The 17,186-nt window shown below is 61.5% G+C and carries 13 protein-coding genes; 4 read left to right on the top strand and 9 right to left on the bottom strand.

Annotated elements, in window-relative coordinates:
• Nucleotides 1–45 precede the first annotated feature (45 nt).
• Nucleotides 46–1,506 carry a membrane-bound lytic murein transglycosylase MltF gene (mltF, locus tag HX818_RS16330; protein ID WP_177008154.1) on the top strand — a complete coding sequence of 487 codons (1,461 nt, stop codon included), beginning with the start codon at nucleotides 46–48 and terminating at the stop codon, nucleotides 1,504–1,506.
• 137 nt (nucleotides 1,507–1,643) lie between these two features.
• Here mltF and HX818_RS16325 read toward each other — a convergent pair whose 3' ends face one another.
• The 5 genes from HX818_RS16325 to treP form a co-directional block, all read right to left on the bottom strand.
• The gene (locus HX818_RS16325) at nucleotides 1,644–1,940 is read right to left on the bottom strand and encodes a PTS transporter subunit EIIB (RefSeq protein ID WP_003209625.1); all 297 of its coding nucleotides are present in this window, start codon (nucleotides 1,938–1,940) and stop codon (nucleotides 1,644–1,646) included.
• Between the two features lies 1 nt (nucleotide 1,941).
• Entirely contained in the window at nucleotides 1,942–4,473 is a 2,532-nt protein-coding gene (gene ptsP, locus HX818_RS16320) for a phosphoenolpyruvate--protein phosphotransferase (RefSeq protein ID WP_177020413.1), read from the bottom strand.
• Nucleotides 4,474–4,522: 49 nt separating this feature from the next.
• A complete protein-coding gene (locus HX818_RS16315) occupies nucleotides 4,523–5,743 on the bottom strand; it encodes a carbohydrate porin (RefSeq protein ID WP_032899755.1) in 1,221 nt (406 codons plus the stop codon).
• A 71-nt stretch (nucleotides 5,744–5,814) separates the two neighbouring features.
• On the bottom strand, nucleotides 5,815–7,461 hold the full coding sequence (treC, locus tag HX818_RS16310; protein WP_177020412.1) for an alpha,alpha-phosphotrehalase: 1,647 nt from the start codon (nucleotides 7,459–7,461) through the stop codon (nucleotides 5,815–5,817).
• A 66-nt stretch (nucleotides 7,462–7,527) separates the two neighbouring features.
• Complete coding sequence (gene treP, locus HX818_RS16305) at nucleotides 7,528–8,970, bottom strand: PTS system trehalose-specific EIIBC component (protein ID WP_008438268.1); 1,443 nt, start codon at nucleotides 8,968–8,970, stop codon at nucleotides 7,528–7,530.
• 235 nt (nucleotides 8,971–9,205) lie between these two features.
• Between treP and treR the strand changes: the two genes are divergently transcribed.
• The gene (gene treR / locus HX818_RS16300) at nucleotides 9,206–9,910 is read left to right on the top strand and encodes a trehalose operon repressor (protein ID WP_003209636.1); all 705 of its coding nucleotides are present in this window, start codon (nucleotides 9,206–9,208) and stop codon (nucleotides 9,908–9,910) included.
• Nucleotides 9,911–9,984: 74 nt separating this feature from the next.
• Here the strand turns inward: treR and guaA are convergent, their stop codons facing one another.
• From guaA to HX818_RS16280, 4 genes are all read right to left on the bottom strand, one after another.
• Nucleotides 9,985–11,562 carry a glutamine-hydrolyzing GMP synthase gene (guaA, locus tag HX818_RS16295; RefSeq protein WP_003209644.1) on the bottom strand — a complete coding sequence of 526 codons (1,578 nt, stop codon included), beginning with the start codon at nucleotides 11,560–11,562 and terminating at the stop codon, nucleotides 9,985–9,987.
• Nucleotides 11,563–11,644: 82 nt separating this feature from the next.
• Nucleotides 11,645–13,114 (bottom strand): IMP dehydrogenase, encoded by a 1,470-nt coding sequence (gene guaB / locus HX818_RS16290; protein WP_003209646.1) that lies wholly within the window; start codon nucleotides 13,112–13,114, stop codon nucleotides 11,645–11,647.
• A 238-nt stretch (nucleotides 13,115–13,352) separates the two neighbouring features.
• Nucleotides 13,353–13,901 (bottom strand): hypothetical protein, encoded by a 549-nt coding sequence (locus HX818_RS16285; RefSeq protein WP_003209647.1) that lies wholly within the window; start codon nucleotides 13,899–13,901, stop codon nucleotides 13,353–13,355.
• 137 nt (nucleotides 13,902–14,038) lie between these two features.
• Nucleotides 14,039–14,806: a sulfite exporter TauE/SafE family protein gene (locus HX818_RS16280; RefSeq protein WP_003209649.1), complete on the bottom strand. Its 768-nt coding sequence runs from the start codon at nucleotides 14,804–14,806 to the stop codon at nucleotides 14,039–14,041.
• A 99-nt stretch (nucleotides 14,807–14,905) separates the two neighbouring features.
• Between HX818_RS16280 and HX818_RS16275 the strand changes: the two genes are divergently transcribed.
• Entirely contained in the window at nucleotides 14,906–15,796 is an 891-nt protein-coding gene (locus tag HX818_RS16275) for a LysR family transcriptional regulator (RefSeq protein ID WP_177020411.1), read from the top strand.
• A gap of 10 nt (nucleotides 15,797–15,806) precedes the next feature.
• On the top strand, nucleotides 15,807–17,186 hold the full coding sequence (xseA, locus tag HX818_RS16270) for an exodeoxyribonuclease VII large subunit (RefSeq protein WP_177020410.1): 1,380 nt from the start codon (nucleotides 15,807–15,809) through the stop codon (nucleotides 17,184–17,186).

The raw sequence follows: 17,186 nt of genomic DNA, 5'->3' as shown, positions 1-17,186 counted from the left end.
GCTGTCGAGATATGGCGCCGAGGGTCCTTTGCGTATACTGCGCAGATGTTCTCCCCTACTGCTTTACGCCCGCGATGCGCCAAATGGCTCTTCGTTACCGGACTCTTCCTGCTGCTCAGTGCGTGTGTGGATAAACCCAACACGCTCGAGCGAATCAAGGAGGATGGCGTATTGCGGGTGGTCACCCGAAACAGTCCGGCCACTTATTTCCAGGACCGTAACGGCGAAACCGGCTTCGAATACGAACTGGTGAAACGTTTTGCCGACGAGTTGGGGGTAAAGCTCGAGATCGAGGCGGCCGACAACCTGGATGACCTGTTCTCGCAGATCGGCAAACCCAACGGCCCGGTACTGGCCGCCGCCGGCCTGGTCAGCAGTGAGCAGCGTCGCCAGCAAGTGCGTTTCTCCCACCCTTATCTGGAAGTCACCCCGCAGATCATCTACCGCAACGGCCAGTCCCGGCCGACCACCGCGGCAGACCTGGTGGGCAAGAAGATCATGGTGCTCAAGGGCAGCACCCACGCCGAGCAACTGGCGCAGCTGAAAAAACAGTTTCCCGGGATTGACTACGAAGAGTCCGACGCCGTTGAGGTGGTCGACCTGCTGCGCATGGTGGATGAGGGCCAGATCGACCTGACCCTGGTGGACTCCAACGAAGTGGCGATGAACCAGGTGTACTTCCCCAACGTGCGGGTGGCCTTTGACCTCGGTGACGCCAGCCATCAGGCCTGGGCGGTCGCCGCCGGCGAAGACAACAGCCTGCTCAACGAGGTCAACAACTACCTCGACAAGGTGGAAAAGAACGGCACGCTGCAACGCCTGAAAGATCGCTATTATGGGCACGTCGATGTACTCGGCTACATGGGCGCCTACACCTTCGCCCAGCATCTGCAGCAGCGCCTGCCCAAATACGAGAAACACTTCCGGGCCTATGCCAAGGAAGAAAAGGTCGACTGGCGCCTGCTGGCGGCCATCGGCTACCAGGAATCACTCTGGCAGCCGGCGGTGACCTCCAAGACCGGCGTGCGCGGCCTGATGATGCTGACCCAGAACACGGCGCAGGCCATGGGCGTGTCCAACCGCCTGGACGCCAAGCAGAGCATCATGGGCGGCGCCAAGTACCTGGCCAAGATCAAGGATGAGCTGGACGACAAGATTGCCGAGCCGGACCGCACCTGGTTTGCCCTGGCGGCGTACAACGTCGGCACCGGGCATTTGGACGACGCGCGCAAGCTGGCCGAAAAAGAAGGCCTGAACCCGAACAAGTGGCTGGACGTGAAGAAGATGCTGCCGCGCCTGTCGCAGAAGCAGTGGTACAGCAAGACGCGTTATGGCTATGCCCGTGGCGGTGAGCCCGTGCATTTTGTGGCGAACATCCGGCGTTACTACGACATTCTGACGTGGGTGACGCAGCCGCAGCTGGAAGGCAACCAGGTGGTCGAAGGCAACCTGCATGTGCCGGGTGTGGACAAGACCAAGCCGACGGAAGAAACCCCGCCGCTGTAATCCCCCGATTCTCCAAACACCACAAAACCAATGTGGGAGCGGGCTTGCTCGCGAAGGCGGTGGTTCAGCCAGCACATGGATTGACTGACACACCGCCTTCGCGAGCAAGCCCGCTCCCACATTTGATCTTCGTCGTCTTATAGAGCGGTGTTCAGGCCGGTAAGCAGGTGCACCACCCCACCCGCCAACACCATCACGCCCGGCACGCCTGCCGCCTTGAGCGCCTGCGCATCCAACCGCCCCGCATCCTGCAACTGCACCCGCACCCGGGTCAGTGCTACCCGCTGCTGCGACTTGAGATTCTCCGCGCCTCCCAGCGCATTCAGCACTGCCGGGGCCAACAGTGTTTCGCTCACTGGAGCTGCCTGCGGCGTTTCAAGCACCAGATCCGGCGTCAGGGCCTTCCAGAACGCCCGCTGAAATTTCTCGAACATGTCAGTTCTCCACAACCAATGAGGTTTCAACGGTAGCCGCGTGGTACAGGCGCAAGGCCTCGCGAACCTGCGCCGCTTCTTCCAGGCCGAGCACCTGGCGGGCGATGGATTGGCAGTCCGCCAGGTCCAGCTCGCGCACGGTAGCCTTGATGGTCGGGATCAGCGGCACGCTGACCGACAACTCATCCACCCCCAGCCCGATCAGCACCGGCACCGCCAGCGCTTCAGACGCCAACGCCCCACACACGCCGACCCACTTGCCATGGGCATGGGCCGCCTTGACGGTGGCGGCGATCAGGCGCAGCACCGCCGGGTGAAAGCTGTCGGCCTGGCTGGCGAGGCGCGGGTGATCGCGGTCCATGGCCAGGGTGTATTGGGTCAGGTCGTTGGTGCCGATGGAGAAGAAATCCACCTCCGGCGCAAACAGATCGGCCATCAATGCCGCCGATGGCACTTCGATCATGATTCCCAGCTTCGGCAGTTCCGTCAGCCCCAGGGCCAGCGCTTCCTCTTCAAGAATCTGCCGCGCCAGGCGCAGCTCCGAGAGCAGGCTGACCATCGGCAACATGATGTGCAAACGGGCGAAACCGGCACTGGCGAGAATTGCACGGAATTGTTCACGCAACAGTTCCGGGCGCTCCAGGCACAGGCGAATCCCGCGCAGGCCAAGGAACGGGTTGGTCTCGCTGTCCATCGGCACATAGGCCAACGGCTTGTCGCCACCAACGTCGAGGGTGCGCACCACCAGATTGCGCTGCGGGCCCAATGCACGGGCGATGGCGCTGTAGGTGCCCGCCTGCTCTTCGGGGCTCGGCGCGCGGTTGCGGTCCAGGTAGAGGAACTCGGAACGCAGCAAACCAACGCCTTCGCCCCCCAGGGACAATGCCTGCTCCACCTCCTGCAACGATGCGACGTTGGCCGTCACTTCGACGTGATGACCGTCGCGGGTCGTAGCGGGCAACGACGCCTGCTCCACTTCCCGCTGGCGGCGCAGCACTTGTTGTTGGCGGCTGGCTTGCAAGTGTTCGATCTCGGCCAGGTCCGGGTCCAGGTGCAACTCGCCCTTGTCGGCATCCAGCAGCACTTGCTTGCCGTTGGCCAGTTCCAGCACCTGCGCCGGCAGCCCGCAGATGGCCGGCAAGCCAAGGGCGCGGGCGAGAATTGCGACGTGGCTGGTAGCGCCGCCGCCCACCGTCACAAAACCCAGCACCTTGCGCGTGTCGAGGCTGGCGGTTTGCGAGGGAGTCAGTTGTTCGGCAATCAGGATTGCCTGCTCCGGCAAATCCCAGGTGCTGTCCTGAACCCCGAGGATCAATTTCAGCACCCGCTGGCCAACGTCTGCCAGGTCGGCAGCGCGCTCGGCAAGCAAGGCGTTGCCCAGGCCCTGGAAGAGCGTGGCGGTGGCCTCGGTGGCGCTGTTCCAGGCGAAGGCCGCGCTCTTGCCCTGGTCCAGCAGGTCGCGGGTTTGTTCCAGCAGGGCCGGATCGTCCAGCAACTCCTGATGGGCGCGGAAGATCTCGGACTGGGCAGTGCCGACGGCCTTTTCCTGCAGGGCTTGCAGCGCCTGATTGGCGTTGTTCAGGGCATGGGTCAGGGCCGCACGTTCCAGCGCTTCACCTTTGCCGGTCTCTACGAACGTCAGTGCCGGCTCCTTGACCTGCACCACCTGGCCGAACGCCGAACCGGGCGAGGCGCACACGCCGCGCAGCAAGGTCGCCGATGAATCAGGCGCCACGGGTGCAGCGCCAGGTTGAGGAGCCGCGACGGTTTCGCCGCAGCCTTCGGCCAGCAAGGTCACCAGCGCCTGGATCGCCGCTTCGGCATCCTCGCCAGCCGCGCTGACTTGCAAGGTGTCACCCTGCACCGTTTGCAATGCCATGATCCGTACCAGCGACTTGGCGTTGGCGCTCTCGGTTTGCTTGTGCAGGTAAATACTCGCCTTGAAGCCTTTGGCCGCCTGCGCCAGCACCGCCGCCGGGCGCGCATGCAGGCCGTTGGCGTTGGGCAAGGTCAGTGGCCTGGAGAACAGGGCGTCACCCTCCTCGTCTTTCACCTCGTCGGCAACGGCTTGCGGCGTGACTCGCAGCAGTGGCTGCCCCACGTCTACCAGGCCCTGCTCGGGCGTCAGCAGCTTGAAGGGCTCGCCACTGACCACCAGCATCAGGGTCAGCAAACTACGGGCATTGAGCGCCACGTAGTCGGCATCGAATTCAATCAGCGGTTGCCCGGCTTCCACCCGCTGGCCTTCCTCGACCAATCGGGTGAAACCCTTGCCCGCCAGGTTCACGGTGTCCAGGCCGATGTGCATCAGCACCTGGACGCCGTTGTCATCGGTGATGCTCACCGCATGACCACTGTCCTGGATATTGCTGATCACCCCGGCCAGTGGCGCGCAGAGGGTCTGCGAGGTCGGATCGATGCACAGGCCATCGCCGATCAGGCGACTGGAGAACACCGGATCAGGCACCTGGTCCAGGGCGAGCAGCACCCCGGACAATGGCGCCAGCAATTCCAGGGAATGGGTTGTGGTCATGACTTCACCTGCTGTTTGGTTCTGTAAAAATCATTGGGCATCGACGGCTTTATTTCCACCAGTACTCAACCTGCACACCAAAGTTGGAGCCATGCAACGCCGAGCCATAACTGCCGGTGTCGGACAACGCCGAACCTGCCGCCAGTTCATTGGCCGCACGCTTGGCCGCTTCGTTCCAGGTCGCGTAGGTGTAATACAGGCGCACTTCCGGTCGTGCCCAGAAATCCGGGCCTTTGGGCGACCAGGTCGGGGCGAACGTAAATTTGCTCAGCTTGCGCGTGCCACCGGTAGCCTCGACCTGATCATGACCGAGTTCGGTGACCAGCTTGAACTGTTCGGAAATCGCATAGGCCGGGCGCACGCCCAGCGACATCCAGGTCTGATCCTGGTTGCCCGGGCGAATATCCTTCTGGTACACGGCCTCGATCTGCCCGCCAAACCGTGGTGTCACTTGCCAGTCGAAGAACTCCACTGCGCGGTAGCTCTTGCTGCTTTTATCGAGGAAGGTATCGCCGGTGTAGCCGAGGCCGGTGCCGGGGCCTTCGCCGTACTGCAGGGCAAATTTGTTGCGCCCGCCGAGGAAGGGTTTCTGCACATGCTGGGCGGTAATGGCCCAGCCGCTGTTGGTGTCACGGCCACCGGCTTTTTCGATATAGCTCAAGCCCAGTTCCAGCTCGCCGCCGGGATTGGTCTTGAAGCCGGCCACGTTAAAGTCGTGACGGGTGGCGTATTCCTTCTGGTACAGGTTGTCCTTGCGGGAAAGCGCGTAGCTGTATTTCAGGTCGCCGATTTTCACGTCCTCGATACCGCCGCCCGTGGCGCTCTGGTTCCAGTAGTAGAAGTCGGAGATATGGATGTCGTTTCGTTTGTAGTAGCGCCGGCCGGCCCACAGCGAACCGCCGTTGAGGCTGGGGATGTTCGACCACTGCGCATACATCTGCGGCATGCGTGCCGAGCCGTTGTCTTCGCCCTGGAACTTCAGCGCCCGGTCGTACTTGTTGTACAGCGAAGCCATGGCGTCGACGCTGAACACCGAGCCGTCGTCGAGGGTCAGCAGGTCCTGGCGCAATTCGAGTTCGGCGTACTGCTCGCACTCGTTGCCCAGGCGGTATTTGGATTGTGCACCCGGCAACTGGAAGCACTGCTGCTTGCCACTGCCGGTTGAAGTCCCCGCACCGCTACGCAAGTAGCCGGCAAATTCCAACGCCTGGGCTGCCATCGGCAAGGTCAGGCAGGATGCAACGAGGCCCAGCTTTATTGTTGTTTTCATGAAGCACTCCGATATTTTTATTATGTTTTTTTAAGCGCCCCGGCTCTCCCACGCCGGGGGTAAAGCGGGTCTCAGTCCTTGAGATGCAGCACAAACGATTCATACGGGCGCAGCGAGACCTGGCTCGAGCGCTGTGGGCAGTCGTTGTAGTTGCTGATCAGCAGGCGTTGCTCACTCGCCGCCGTCAGCAGGCCATCGGGCAGTTCGATCTGGCATGGCGTGCCGTAGAAGTTGTTCAGCACCAGCAGGCGTTCGCCGTGGCCTTCGCGCAGGTACGCCCAGACCTGGGTGTGCTGCGGCAGCAGTTGGCGATAAACGCCTTCCTGAATCAGCGGCTCATGCCGACGCAGCTTGATCAGCGCACGGTAGTGATGCAGTACCGATTGCGGGTCATCCAGCTCGCTTTGCACGTTGATCTGCGCCGCGTTGGCCGGGATGCCGATCCACGGTTCGCCGCGGCTGAAGCCGGCGTTTTGCTCGGCGTTCCATTGCATCGGTGTGCGGCTGTTATCGCGGGACTTCTGCATGATCGCAGCCATGCTCGATGCCTCGGACTCACCGGCCTCACGCTTGAGCCGATAGATGTTCAGCGTCTCGACATCCCGGTATTGGTCGATGGTGTCGAAGCCCGGATTGGTCATGCCCAACTCTTCGCCCTGGTACACGAAAGGCGTGCCCTGGAGGAAGTGCAGCGCAGTGGCGAGCATCTTCGCCGAGACCACGCGGTGCTCGCCGTCGTCACCAAAACGCGAGACCACCCGCGGCTGGTCGTGGTTACACCAGAACAGCGCATTCCAGCCGCCACCGGCCTGCATGCCGAGTTGCCAGTCGGACAGAATCTGCTTGAGTTGCAGGAAGTCGAAGTCGGCCGCGATCCACTTCTGCAGGTTCGGATAATCGACTTTCAGGTGGTGAAAGTTGAAGGTCATCGACAGCTCTTTCGACTGTGGATTCGAATAACGAATACAGTGCTCAAGGCTGGTGGACGACATCTCGCCGACGTTGATCAGGTCATGCCCCTCGAACACTTCGCGGTGCATTTCCTTCAGGTATTCATGCACGTTCGGGCCGTCGGTGTAGAAGCGCCGACCGTCGCTGTTGTCTTCCGGAAAATCCGCCGGCTTGGAGATCAGGTTGATCACGTCCAGGCGGAAACCGCCCACGCCCTTGTCGCGCCAGAAGCGCATCAGCTTGAACACTTCGGCGCGCACCTTGGGGTTGTCCCAGTTCAGGTCGGCCTGGGTGTGGTCGAACAGGTGCAGGAAGTACTGGCCGGTCTGAGCCTCGTATTCCCAGGCCGAGCCGCCGAACTTGGATTCCCAGTTGTTCGGCTGGTCGCGCCAGATGTAGAAGTCGCGGTACGGGTTGTCGAGGCTGCTGCGGGCCTGCTGGAACCACTCGTGTTCGATGGAGGTGTGGTTGACCACGATGTCGAGCATCAGCGTGATGCCGCGCTTGGCGGCTTCGCTGATCAGCAGGTCGCAATCGGCCATGGTCCCGTAGCTCGGGTCGATGGCGTAGTAGTCGCTGATGTCGTAGCCGTTGTCGCGCTGGGGCGAGCGCAGGAACGGGGTGATCCACAGGCAATCGACGCCCAGCCACTTCAGGTAATCGAGCTTGTCCACGATGCCCAGCAGGTCACCGGTGGCGTTACCCGCGTGGCTGTGGAAGCTTTTGGGGTAGATCTGGTAGATCACCGAATGTTGCCAGTTTTGCATGACGGGTTCCTTCAATCTGGAAATGCGATCAACTGTGGGAGCTGGCTTGCCTGCGATAGCGGTAGATCAGGCGACCCGGTAGCCAGGCCGGACAATTTTCATGCTCAACACACAGGTCAAAACAAACGGCACGACAATCGCGACGACCATGCCGATGACAAAACTTGGGATGTACTGCGGGATGATCGAGATGAACCCGGGCAAGCCACCCACGCCAATCGCCGAGGCCTGCACCTTGTTCAGCGAGAGGAAAATACTGCCCAGCGCCGAGCCGGTCAGCGCCGCGTAGAACGGAAACTTGAAGCGCAGGTTGACGCCGAACATCGCCGGCTCGGTGATGCCGAAGTAGGCGGAAATCGCCGAGGTGGACGCCATGCTCTTGTCCCGTGCATTGCGGCTCATGTAGAACACGCCGAGCGCCGCGCTGCCCTGGGCCAGGTTGGACATGACGATCATCGGCCAGATAAAGGTGCCGCCCTGGGTGGAGATCAGTTGCAGGTCCACGGCGAGGAACATGTGGTGCATGCCGGTGATCACCAGCGGTGCATACAGCAGACCGAAGATTGCGCCGCCGACCATCGGCGCCAGGTCAAACAGAGTGACCACGCCTTCGGTGATCAGGATGCCGAGGTGGCGGGTCACCGGGCCGATGATCGCCAGCGCCAGTACGCCGGTGACGACGATGGTAGTGATCGGCACCACCAGCAACTGAATGGCATTCGGCACCCGTGCCCGCAGCCATTTCTCAATCACGCTCATCACGTAGGCGGCCAGCAGGATCGGCAGGATCTGGCCCTGGTAGCCGACCTTCTCGATCTTGAACCAGCCGAAAATATCGAAGTACGGCAGGCTCTGGCCGTCGAGGCCGGCGACCGCCTTGCCGTAGTTCCAGGCGTTGAGCAGATCGGGGTGCACCAGCATCAGGCCGAGGACAATGCCGAGGATTTCACTGCCACCAAAGCGCTTGGCCGCCGACCAGCCCACCAGTGCCGGCAGGAACACGAACGAGGTGTTGGCCATCAGGTTGATCAGGCTCCACAGGCCATCCAGGTTCGGATAGGCGTCGAGCAAGGTCTTGTCCGCGATGAACATGCCCTTGGCGCCCATCAGGTTGTTCACCCCCATGAGCAAACCGGCAATGATCAGCGCCGGCAAAATCGGCATGAACACATCGGAGAACACCCGCACCAGGCGCTGCATCGGGTTTATTTTGTCGGCGCTTTTCTGTTTCACGTCCGCGATGGTCGATGCGGCGAGGCCCGTTTGCTCACGCAGTGCGGCGTAGACCTTTTCCACTTCGCCGGGGCCGATCACGATCTGGAACAGGCCGCCGGTGAAGAACGAACCCTTGACCAGGTCGACCTGGTTCAGCTCGCCGCTGTTGGCCAGGCTCGGGTCCTTGAGGGCCAGGCGCAAGCGGGTCACGCAGTGGGCAGCTTGCTCAAGGTTGTCGCTGCCGCCGAGGTTCTTGAGAATCTCGCGGGCAATATTCGGATAGTCGTGGCTCATGCTTGGTATCCACTCTGGTTTTTTTTATTGGGCGGTCATAGGCAGCACGCCGAAGCCAAAAGTACTCGTCTGTACGAGTTAAAGCAATAACTCGTATGTACGAGTTTAAAAATGATTAATTTTCTGTTTTTTGAGTCAGAAATTTCCGAGTTCTACAATGGGTTGCATGGACAAACCCCATCGCTGCCACTAAGGTTCCTGCCTTGAACGCCAACGCGGCACAGAGCCCTTCCCCATGAGTAAATACAACCAGATCTATACCGATCTGCTTGCCAGCATCACCACCGAACGCCTGCAACGCGGCACGCGCCTGCCCTCCGAAACCGAACTGATGGACGCTTACCAGGCCAGCCGTGGCACGGTACGCCGGGCGATCGAGCAATTGCAGGAGCGCGGCTTCGCGCAAAAGATCCACGGCAAGGGCACCTTCGTGCTGTCACCCAACCCCATCGAGTTCCAGCTCGGCGGTATCGTCAGCTTTCGCGAGACCCATGCCGCCCTCGGCGACGACGTCAGTACCGAAGTGGTGGAGTTCAGCCAATTCCCGCTGGAAGGCCCGTTGATGCAACACATTGAGGCCGAAGCTGGCAGCCTGATTACCCGGGTCAAACGGGTGCGGCGGATCGACGGCAAACGGGTGATCCTCGACATCAACCACTTCGTCGCCGACCTGATACCGGGGCTGGATCGGGAGATTGCCGAGCAGTCGATCTATGCGTTTATCGAACAGACCTTGCAGCTGCAGATCAGCTATGCCCAGCGCACCATCGAAGCGCTGCCGCGGGGGAAGGACGACCAGACACACCTGGACCTCGAAGGCCAGAGCCATGTGATCGTGGTGAGCAACCAGACGTTTTTGCAGGATGGACGGCAGTTCGAGTACACCGAGTCGCGGCATACGCTGGATAAGTTTTACTTTTCGGATATTGCGCGGCGGTAGACAAACGCCAGAAACACAAAACCCCGGCACCAGGCCGGGGTTTTGTTATTCAGCGCTCACCTGCTACCGCAGGTTCACTCCCACTCAATCGTCGCCGGCGGCTTGCTCGACACGTCATAAGTCACGCGCGAAATACCTTCGATCTCATTGATGATACGACCGCTGACAGTCTCCAGCAGTTCGTACGGCAGGTGCGCCCAACGGGCGGTCATGAAGTCGATGGTTTCCACCGCACGTAGGGCAACAACCCAGGCGTAACGACGACCATCGCCTACGACACCAACCGACTTGACTGGCTGGAACACTACGAACGCCTGGCTGACCTTGTGATACCAGTCGGCCTTGCGCAGTTCTTCGATGAAGATGTGGTCGGCGCGACGCAGCAGGTCGGCGTATTCCTTCTTCACTTCACCGAGGATCCGCACGCCCAGGCCCGGGCCCGGGAATGGGTGGCGGTAGACCATGTCGTACGGCAGGCCCAATTCCAGGCCCAGACGACGGACTTCGTCCTTGAACAGTTCGCGCAGTGGTTCTACCAGCTTGAGGTTCATTTCCTCAGGCAGGCCGCCCACGTTGTGGTGGGACTTGATCACGTGGGCCTTGCCGCTCTTGGCGCCGGCCGATTCGATCACGTCCGGGTAGATGGTGCCCTGGGCGAGGTACTTGATGTTGTCCAGTTTGTTGGACTGGGCATCGAATACGTCGATGAAGGTGCGACCGATGATCTTGCGCTTCTTCTCCGGGTCGGACTCGCCGGCCAGGTTGTTCAGGAACTGATCTTCAGCGTTGGCGCGGATCACCTTGACGCCCATGTTCTCGGCGAACATGGCCATCACTTGCTCACCTTCGTGCAGGCGCAGCAGGCCGTTGTCGACGAAGACGCAGGTCAGTTGGTCGCCGATGGCCTTGTGCAGCAGCGCCGCAACCACGGAGGAGTCAACGCCGCCGGACAGGCCCAGCAGGACGTTGTCGGTGCCGACCTGGGCACGTACGTTGGCGATGGCGTCTTCAGCGATCTTCGACGGGGTCCACAGGGCTTCGCACTGGCAGATGTCGAGGATGAAGCGCGACAGGATGCGACCGCCTTGCTTGGTGTGGGTCACTTCCGGGTGGAACTGCACGCCGTAGTAGCCGCGCTCGTCGTTGAACATGCCGGCAATCGGGCAGCTCGGGGTGCTGGCCAGGATGTGGAAGTCTTCCGGCATCCTGGTGACCTTGTCACCGTGGCTCATCCATACGTCGAGGCCAAACAGGCCGTCGGCGTCGATGTGGTCTTCGATGCCGTCCAGCAGGCGGCTCTTGCCGACCACGTCGACACGGGCGTAACCGAATTCACGCAGCTCGGAACCTTCAACCTTGCCGCCCAGCTGCTCGGCCATGGTCTGCATGCCGTAGCAGATACCGAAGACCGGCACGCCCAGGTCAAACACCGCCTGCGGGCAACGCGGGCTGTTGGCTTCGTGCACGGACTCGGGGCCGCCGGCGAGAATGACGCCTTTTGGAGCGAATTCGCGAATCGCTTCGTCGTCCATGTCGAACGGATGCAGTTCGCAGTACACGCCGATTTCACGCACGCGGCGGGCGATCAGCTGGGTGTACTGGGAACCGAAGTCGAGGATCAGGATGCGGTGGGCGTGAATGTCGAGGGCCATGAGATCAGTCTCGTCTAATGAATCAGAAACAACTCGGGGCTGAATAAGACAGCCCCGGTTACTTAACTATTTGCTGGAAACATCAACCTACGCGGTAGTTTGGCGCTTCCTTGGTGATCTGTACGTCGTGGACGTGGGACTCGGCCATGCCGGCACCGGTGATCCGCACGAACTCAGGCTTGGTGCGCATTTCTTCGATGTCGGCGCTGCCGGTGTAACCCATCGAGGAACGCAGGCCGCCCATCAGTTGATGGATGATGGCGCTCAGGGTGCCCTTGTACGGAACACGCCCTTCAATGCCTTCCGGTACCAGCTTCTCGGCGCCCGCGGAGGAGTCCTGGAAGTAGCGGTCGGAAGAGCCTTGAGCCTGGGACATGGCGCCCAGGGAACCCATGCCGCGGTAAGCCTTGTACGAACGACCCTGGAACAGTTCGATCTCGCCCGGCGCTTCTTCAGTACCGGCGAACATCGAGCCCATCATCACGCAGGAAGCACCGGCGACGATGGCCTTGGACAGGTCACCGGAGAAACGGATGCCGCCGTCGGCGATCAACGGTACGCCAGTGCCTTCAAGGGCAGCGGCGACGTTGGCGATGGCGCTGATTTGCGGCACGCCTACACCGGCCACGATACGGGTGGTGCAGATCGAGCCAGGGCCGATACCGACCTTGACCGCATCAGCACCGGCTTCGGCCAGGGCCTTGGCGGCAGCGCCGGTGGCAATGTTGCCGCCGATCACTTGCACGTCAGGGAAATTCTGTTTGACCCAGCGAACGCGGTCGATCACGCCTTTGGAGTGACCGTGGGCAGTGTCGACCACCACCACGTCAACACCGGCAGCCACCAGGGCCGCTACACGGTCACCGGTGTCTTTGCCGGTACCGACCGCAGCGCCTACGCGCAGACGACCCTGATCGTCCTTGCTGGCCAGCGGGTAAGCCTTGGCTTTTTCGATGTCGTTGACGGTCATCATGCCCTTGAGGGCGAATTTGTCGTCGACGATCAGTACGCGTTCGATGCGGTGCTTGTGCAGCAGCTCGCGCACATCGTTCTTGTCGGCGCCTTCCTTGACAGTAACGAGGCGCTCTTTAGGCGTCATCACTTCACGGACGGTGACTTCAAGGCGGTTCTCGAAACGCACGTCACGGGAAGTGACGATGCCGACCAGGTCGCCATCGTGCAGCACCGGAACGCCGGAGATGTTGTGCAGGCGGGTCAGGTCGAACAGGTCACGAACGGTGGCATCGGCCTCGATGGTGATCGGGTCCTTGACCACACCGGCTTCGTAACGCTTGACCTTGCGAACTTCGGCAGCTTGCTGCTCGATGGTCATGTTCTTGTGGATGATGCCGATGCCGCCTTCCTGAGCCATGGCGATTGCCAAACGGGCTTCAGTGACGGTGTCCATGGCAGCGGAAACCAGAGGAATATTCAGCTCGATGCCACGGGTTAGGCGGGTCTTGAGACTGACTTCGTTAGGAAGCACCTCGGAATAACCGGGCACTAGGAGAATGTCGTCGAATGTCAGAGCTTCTTGGCTGATACGCAGCATCGCGGGGGCTCCCGAGCGGGAAAATGGAAGCGCGCCATTATAGTCAGACACCCCCTCGGGTTCAATGTAAAACTCTGACAAACTTGGTAATACTGATAGATGGATGATTTTTGCAGCGCTGATCGTTCCCACGCTCTGCGTGGTAACGCCGCTTTGGACGCTCCGCGTCCTGGCCAGGGCGACGCGGAGCGTCACGGGAAGCGTTCCCACGCGGGAGCGTGGGAACGCTCACATCGAATTAAAGTTCGACTTTGACCCAGCTCATCTTCTGGTCCAGCCAGTCGGCAAATTCGTCGATAAAACTCTGCTTGAACCCCGCCTCCGCCCAGTTATTGAAGATGAATCCCAGGTTGGAAAAGCCGCATTCCTGCAGGAACAGGAAACCGTTGATGTCGTCCTCATGCCCACACAGCGGGCAGGTGAAGTTATCGGTGTGGCCGGGCATCCAGTCTTCCAGGCTTTCGAACAGGGCTTCGCCGACTTCCTTGAGGCACTCGGGACAGCCGGCCTCTTCCAGGAAGCCTTTGGCCGGGGTGTAGATGCAGCGCTTGTAGATGATCTCCAGGCCGTTGATCGGCTCGTTGAACGGCAGCGCGTCGGGGTGCAGCACCACGGCGCGGGCACCGTCGGCCAGGGCATAGCCCATGCGGTTGCCGGTGCGCCCGCAGGTGGTGAGTTCTTCCTTGACGATGTTCTTGCGCACCAGCCAGCGCACGATCGCCCGGGCGCGGGGTTCGTGGACGGGTAGCGTGGAGATTTTCGGGACAAGGATGCTTTGGGAATTCATGGGAGTCCTGCGGCGTGGCTACTGGCGCCTTCGCGAGCAAGCCCGCTCCCACAGGGGGAATGCGTTCCAAATGTGGGAGCGGGCTTGCTCGCGAAGAGGCCCTGAAGGCTGGCAGCTTAATCCCTGAAACAATCAGGTCAAGTACTCAAGTAACGGGCAATCAAGGCAATGCCACTGGCCAGCACCAGCCAGGTCACCAACCGCACAAACGCCTCGCGGGACATGCGCAGGGTCAACCGCCGCCCCGCCCACAGCCCGAGCGCCATGGCCGGCAACAGGCACACCGCCAACATCAACAAGGGTAGCTCGGCATACACGCCCGCGATCAGAAACAGGCTCAGGCGCACCACCGTGCTGCAACTGATCAACGCACTCTGGGTCGCCCGCGCGCCATCCTTGGGCAATCGGCTGTTGAGGTAGATCGCATACAGAAAGCCGCCACTGCCAAACAACGCGCCAAACAGCCCGCCGACAACCCCCATGGGAATCGCCCAGCCGGCTGCCATCTGCGTGGGCTTGGCCTTCACCGCCAGGCTGTAGATCGCATAGGCGCTGATAAACAGCCCCATCAACAGCAGCAATAAATCAGAGTGCAGGTTGAGCAGGAAGATCACCCCAAGGGTGCAGCCAATCGCCATGCACGGCAGTAGCCTGAACAACTCCGGTTTCACCACATCCCGGCGCGATTGCAGAAGGTTGCCGAAGGCCGCGACAAAATCCAGCAGCACCAGCAAGGGGATGATCTTCGACAGCGGCATGAACAGAATCAGGATCGGCCCCGCCACCAATGCGGTACCAAAGCCTGCAATGCCGAACACGATATACGCCAGGGCAATCGCCACGCCTATCACCAGCCAGTCCACACCGCCAAACGACCAATGACTCAACAGCTCGACCGGACTCATGACGTATTCCTTATTAGAGATGGCCATCACTTTAGCCATTGGCAAGCGTTGCGACTAATATCTTCAAAGCCCATCACTCATCTCGAAAAGGCATGACTTGTGATTTCCACCCGGCAATTGCGTTACTTCGTCGAAATCGCCGAGAGCGGCAGCTTCAGCGCAGCGGCCGAGCGGCTGTTTGTGGCGCAATCGGCACTGAGCCGGCAGATCAAGGAGCTGGAAAACCTGCTGCAAACGCCGCTGTTTGAACGCACTGCGCGCCAGCCACGGCTGACGGCTGCGGGCGAGGCTTTTTATCCGCGGGCACGCAACCTGCTGGGCGAACTGCTCAAGGCCAGTGAGATGGCGACGCAAGTGGGCAATGGACAGCTCGGCACGCTGCGGATGAGCCATTCGAGCACGGTGCCGATGAGTGGCCGCCTGCTGCGCGGCATCGGTGCCTGGCTGGAACGATGCCCGGGCGTATCGATGGACATCGCCAAACTGTCCTCCGAAGCCCAGTTGGAAGAAATCGCCGACGGCCGACTGGAGGTCGGGCTGTTGCGCTTACCGGTGTTGCGCCAGCGCGAAGGCGTGCGCATCGTGCCTTTATATAGCGAGCGACTGTTGCTGGCCGTGCCGCCGAACCACCGGTTGGCCGGGCACACATCCGGTATCGATTTGGCGCAACTGAAGAACGAAGCGTTTATCTCGATCCCTCACCCCCAGCGCGGAGGGCTGAGTTACCTGTCAGCCGAGTTGTGCATGCGTGCAGGATTTTTCCCCAAGGCGGCGCGGGTGATGTCGCGCAAGACCACGCAGCTACAGCTGATCCAGGCCGGATTCGGAATCGCCTTGCTGCCGGAGTCGATGCGGGACATTGCGCCGGCCAACATCCATTTTTTACCCCTGGCCGATCCCGATTGCCAAAGCACCGTCGCCCTCGCCTGCCAGCAAACGCCGAGCGCGCTGGTGGAGCAGTTCTGTCAAACCCTGCACGAATGCCTATAAACTGCCGCCCATGATTAAAGATCCCTTTGCCCGTCTGGGCCTGGACCGCGAAGTCCTGACTGTCAGCCAGCTCAACGGCCGCGCGCGGGTGTTGCTGGAAGACGTGTTCACCAATATCTGGGTCGAAGGCGAGATCTCCAACCTCGCTCGCCCGGCCTCCGGCCACGTGTATTTCACCCTCAAGGACAGTGGCGCCCAGGTGCGTTGTGCGCTGTTCCGGCAGAACGCCGCCCGGGTGCGCCAGGCGTTGAAAGACGGCCTGGCGGTGAAGGTACGTGGCAAGGTCTCGCTGTTTGAGGGCCGTGGCGACTATCAGCTGATTCTCGACACGGTGGAGCCGGCCGGTGACGGCGCACTGCGCCTGGCCTTCGACGCGCTGAAGGAAAAACTCAGCGCCGAAGGCCTGTTCAGTGTCGAGCGCAAGGTGCCGCTGCCCGCACACCCACGGCGCATCGGGATTATCAGCTCGCCCACCGGTGCGGTGATTCGCGACATCATCAGCGTGTTCCGTCGCCGGGCGCCCAACGTGGAACTGACGTTGATCCCGACAGCCGTACAAGGTCGTGAAGCCGTGGCGCAGATCGTCCGCGCACTGAAGCTGGCCGATGCACGCGGCTTCGACGCGCTGATCCTGGCCCGTGGCGGCGGCTCGCTGGAAGACCTCTGGTGCTTCAACGAAGAAGCCGTGGCGCGTGCGGTGGACGCCTGCGTGACGCCCATCGTCAGCGCCGTTGGCCATGAGACCGATGTGTCGATCAGCGACTTTGTCGCCGACGTACGCGCCCCAACGCCTTCCGCCGCTGCCGAGCTGTTGGCGCCGGACTCCAGCCACCTGACTCGCCAGGTAGAGAACCTGCACCGCCGCCTGGTGATGCTGATGCGCAACCGCCTGACCCACGACCGCCTGCGCCTGGAAGGCATGGCTCGTCGCCTGCGTCACCCGGGCGAGCGCCTGCGCCAACAGGCCCAGCGCCTGGATGACCTGGACATGCGCCTGCGGCGTGCCTTCGAGCGCAGCCTCAACACCCGTCGCGAGCGTTTGATCCGCCTGGAAACCCGCCTCGCCGGCCAACACCCCGGCCGCCAACTGGCGCTGTTGCGCCAGCGCCTGGACAGCCTTGCCGAACGCCTGCCCCGTGCCATGCGCGAAGGCCTCAAGGCCCGTCGCCTGCAACTGCAAAGCCAGGTGCAGACGCTGCACGTGGTCAGCCCGCTGGCGACGCTTGGACGCGGCTACAGCATCTTGCTCGACGAACGCGGCCAGGCGATTCGCAACGCCGCGCAAACCCACACCGGCCAGCGCCTGACCGCGCGCCTCGGTGAAGGCCAATTGCAGGTACGGGTGGAAGACAACCACCTGACGCCCGTCACCCTCTCGTTACTGGATTGA

Source organism: Pseudomonas sp. F9001 (genome assembly GCF_013385435.1).
Classification (GTDB): Bacteria; Pseudomonadota; Gammaproteobacteria; order Pseudomonadales; family Pseudomonadaceae; genus Aquipseudomonas.
This window is presented reverse-complemented; position numbering and strand designations above follow the sequence as displayed.